The organism is Mucilaginibacter sp. P4_G9 (assembly GCF_056400985.1).
This window is the reverse complement of sequence record NZ_JBFUKF010000360.1, coordinates 1-5,046: the sequence shown is the minus strand read 5'-3', so window position 1 is coordinate 5,046 and position 5,046 is coordinate 1. Positions and strand designations below refer to the sequence as shown.

1 protein-coding gene is annotated in these 5,046 nt (G+C 39.8%); it reads left to right on the top strand.

What is annotated here, in order from left to right:
* Positions 1-394 precede the first annotated feature (394 nt).
* Positions 395-4,993 (top strand): T9SS type A sorting domain-containing protein, encoded by a 4,599-nt coding sequence (locus tag AC1DPZ_RS21630; protein WP_477407335.1) that lies wholly within the window; start codon positions 395-397, stop codon positions 4,991-4,993.
* Positions 4,994-5,046: the final 53 nt, after the last annotated feature.

Here is a 5,046-nt window from a genome sequence, read left to right as displayed (position 1 = left end):
GGGAAATACAGCGCCCCAATGGGGCGTACAAACCCACTATGGCACACCACAAAGCCTTTACCTTCCTCCTATTTTACTAATTTTTCCTCCTTCTAATCCGTTTTGCCTCCTCCTTTTACCATTAACCTTCCAATTAATTTAAGTAACTAATACGCTCAATTTTTAATAGCTGCGAAAACACCAAAAACATAGTTTTTTACAAGGAAATAATTCCCCACTATGGGTAAACAATAATAACTTTAAGGAAACATCAAAATTACAAATATTATAATTTTTCACACATTAAATTACCGTATTTATATTTAAAGAGCTTAATTATTAATAATTTATGTATTTTTATGGGTAATTTTTTGTTAGCATTCTTTTTGCCATAGTCCATTAAACCCCTATTCATTTGAAAACACGTTTACTTAAATTTTTATTAGTTGGATGGCTGGTTTTCTTTACGGCGATTGCTTATGCCCAAGAGACTGGTGATAATGCCACTTATTACTACAACAATTTTGAAACCGCAACTGCCGGTACGCTTTCATCTTTAGGATCATCGTCATTAGGTAACGCCAACAGGGCTGGCACAAGTACCACGCTTGATGCATCTACTACCTCCCCACTTGAAGGTTCAACAAGTTTGGCTACAAATACAACCAATGCGATAGGTGCTGTAAGGTGGAATTTTGTTGGCAATGGATCTGGTAACATTAATTTAAGCTCCAATGACTGGGAGTGGAATTTTTTATACCGTAATAATACCACAACAGGGCCAGCAGACCCGGATCAAATGACATCTGCATCAAATTCATGGCGCTATTGGCTTATCGCTAATAGCTATACCGCAAATAATATGCAGGGGTTTTACATTTCTCATGTTGGAACAAATCTTGTTTTAAGATACCGCTATGACAACGCTTCCGGATCTGGGAGGTATAATTCTATCTTGTCTACAACAATGGCAAATGATCAGCAAACTTATATAATTAAAGTTCAAAGATTAAAGGGTGGTAGCTGGGCAATATATAAAGATGTTTATGTTGCCGGTATGACAACGGCCAAAACATTGGCAACAATTTCTCTTGGTACAACCGGAAATGGATATAGCACCTACTACTACAGCTATCTTGAAACAACAACATCATCTGCAACAAACAGAAGGTTTCAGTTTGATAAATTAGATATGTACACCCGGGTGCTTCAATTTACTGCCGTTGGAGCAAACGATGCAACTAATAATATAACCCAGCCGGCGTATACAGAAAATCAAAATGTTAACATGTATGGGTTAAAAATAATGTCGCGCGGCAATTTTATTGTTAATCAATTTGCCTTAACTACAACGGGGGCTAGTTTTGAAGGCTATTTTAATGGAACAGGCAGCTTATATAGATCAGACGATTCTTATTTTTCAACAGCGACTGATGCGTTAGTAAGTTCCGTTCAACTTACTGGAAATGCTATTCAAGATTTTTCATTTACAGATTATATTTCTTCATCGGGCAATACGGATGGCTCGTACTCTGTGCCTGGTTATTATTTTATAAACGCAACTGTGAAAAGTCAACTAAATTATGGAGGCACACCCAGCGGTACAATTACTGTAACTGGCCTAAGCACATTCACTGGAAATAGTAACAGTAGTGCAATTACCTATACAGGTCCCTCATCAAATGGTAACGTTATAACTTTTGCAACTACAATTGATTGGACGGGAGCATCAGATAACAACTGGAACAATACAGGAAACTGGAGTTCGGGGGTTGTGCCAACGTCTACTGCTATTGCCCGTATTGGTGTTGTTTCTTTTAAAAATCAACCTATCGTACAAAGTACCGTCCCTGCTATAGCAAGTTTGATTTTTGGTCCGTTAAAAAGCACCTTAACCGGCACTCCAGCTATCACTTTAACCATAAATACTACCTACACCTTAACTGTAAATGGCAGTATTACCCAATACCATAACAGCAGCAATGGCGGTGTTACAACAACAATTACCGGCGCGGGAACTGGTACGCTTACGTGTAGCTCATTTACAGTAGGCGATGCTACTACCCCTCCGGCACCAAGCGGTGATGTAACTTTCGGAGGTGGAACATCGCCAACAAACAATTCCACTACTTTAAATTGCTCAGTTCCTGTCCTAACAATAAACGGGGATCTCAATTTGAATTCTACAAGTTCTGCGTTAGGAACCTACACCTTTTTATTTATATTTTCTGGAACTGGCTATTGCACTAACAACCCTATTTTTAATTTAAATACCGGTGTTATTACAGCCAACAATATCACCACTACAAACTCCAACTACAATACAAACAATTCGGCCGTTTATAACGGAGATACGGGAACAGGCAACACCACGCTTAATTTATTGGGGACAACGCCTATTACAGTTGCAACTGGCGGGCAAGTTGACTTTACCAATGGCGGCAGCGGCACGGGCATCGTAAACTATGCGGCTACTTCGGGCACTCAAACCGTTTACACTACCAATGATGCAGCAATTGGCGCAACGCCCAATTACGACAACTTAACCTTATCTGCCGCGAGTGCAAAAACCGTTGACGGTGGATTGCTTACCATAAACGCGAACTGGAATACAAGTGGTGGGGCTGTTAGTTTAGTGGCAAATGACCCAACCATTACAGTTGGCGGTAGCTGGACAAATGCTGCAACTGTAACTCAAGATGCCGGGCCAATAACAGTTACTGCAGATGTCACTAATAATAGTGGCGGTACGCTTGCCTTAGGTTCGGCAGATCTAAGTATTGCAGGTAATTATACCAATAACCTTGGTGGCGTTTATACACAAAGTACCGGGACAACTTATTTTAATGGCTTAACAACAGCGCAAGCCCTGAGTGATGTAAGTACTACAGGCACAACTTTCAACAAAGTTACTTTCCAGGGCAGCAGCCTTACAACCGCCATTAAAACAATGTCGGGCTCTGGTGGCTTTGCCGTATCAAGTACCGGAACACTTACCATGGCTAACGCCACAACAAAACTTAATGCAAACGGCGCATTAACGCTTAAATCAGATGCGTCATCAACAGCCACCGTTGCTCAGATCCCTACAAATGCAGTTATTACCGGGAATGTGAATGTACAGCGTTAYATAACAGGYGGTAGCGGYTACAGGGGATATCGCCTCGTWTCRTCRCCTGTTAATGTTACCTCAAATATAACGGGTGGTGGCAATTTAGGTCTTGGTTATTTAAGCGTTTCGCAATCATTTGGCGGCACTACTTACCGTGGCGCTTTAACCGGTGGCCCGGGAACGGGTTTTTTTGTTACCAGCGGTAATCCATCTATATATCTATATGATGAAACCAAAACAACCAATAATACTTCTTTTGTTGCAGGCAAAAATGTGGGTATACAAAGCATTACAGGAACAACTGTTTCTACCATATCGGGTTCACCAGCTGTTACCACACCTTTAGTAAGTATACCTGTTGGCAACAGTTACCTATTCTTCTTTATTGGTGATAACAGCAGTACCGCTGTTTCGTCAGCCGCAAGGCCATCTCCGGAAAACACAACCGTTACCGCTGTTGGTTATTTAAATCAGGGAAATGTACCGGTTAAATTCTGGAAATTAGGTACTACCACCATACCCTACACTGTTGGTGGTAACGGAGGTGTTTTACCGGGCTACAACCAGATAGGCAACCCATATGCCAGTACAATTGATTTAAATACTTTCTCAACAGATAATCCTACAGTTAGTAATATTTTTTGGGAAATGACTGAACCCGGTCAAAAGTACATTTCTTATAAAACCGATGGTACTACTTCTGACCCTAAAGCAGGCAGATATATAGTTAGCGGCCAGGGCTTTATTATACAGGGCCTTAATACCGGCGCTAAAACTGTTACTTTTAAGGAGAGCGAAAAAGTAGCCTACCCCACTATCAGCAAATCTACTACGCCTGCCTTGTTAATGAGTACCAAAGGAGACATAGCCTTGTTTAATAAATCATTAGCCAGCTCGCTTCCTGAAGAAAACTCACTTGTTGGCTTACATTTGCAAATCAACAAGGATACCCTTGTAAACGCCGCCTGTGGTATTTATTTTAGTAAAAACTATGATGACAACTTCTATAATATAGAAGACGCGCTTGACATTGATGGCGGTAACGTGTACATGTCGAGTTACTCATTAGATGGTGTAAGAACAGGCATCAATCAATTAGCTGATTATAAAGAAAAAGGCAAAAGGGTTAAGTTGTTTGTAAAAGCCCCTACCAGTGGTTTATATAAATTAAACCTGTTGGACATTAAAAACATGGATACTGTAAAGTACAAAGTTTACCTGGTTGATCATTTCAAAAAAGATTCCCTGGATATTGGCAAATACAAGTCATATAACTTCAACATTGTAACAACAGATACCACTACGTTTGGTGCCAACCGCTTTGAGTTGTCTATTCAACAGGTACCCGGGCCAAAATATCAATTGGCAACCTTTACAGCTCAAAAAGCAACCGATGGGGTATTGGTAACCTGGAGAACTTATAATGAAGGTAACAACTATTTCTTTACCTTAGAAAAACAGGGAATAAGCAGTACAGATTACGCTCCTGTTTATCAAACACAAAGCAATGGAGGCACCATTTACAAATACACCGATAAAACACCTAATACGGGTAATAACGTATATCGTTTAAAACAAGTTGATCTGTTTGGTAACATCACTTACTCGGGTCCGGTAAATATTTACTATGATAAAAGCGGCAATGCAAGTATGTTTAGCCTTTATCCCAACCCAACGGCCGAAACCTTAAATGTAAACGTAACCAACGGCAAAACAACCACCGCTGCATCAAGTTATAAACTAAATATTTATGATGCAACCGGTACATTAGTAATGCAAAAAACATCAGACAATAATAGCTGGAGCGAAAACGTGTCGCAGTTTAAACCAGGTGTTTATATTGTTGAATTGAAAAATAATAGCGGCAACTCGTTGGGGAAAGCTAAATTTTTAAAAAAATAGATTTAAATAATTTTAAGTAATGAGAAGTTGTAAAAGTGAGTTAAGTATTATTT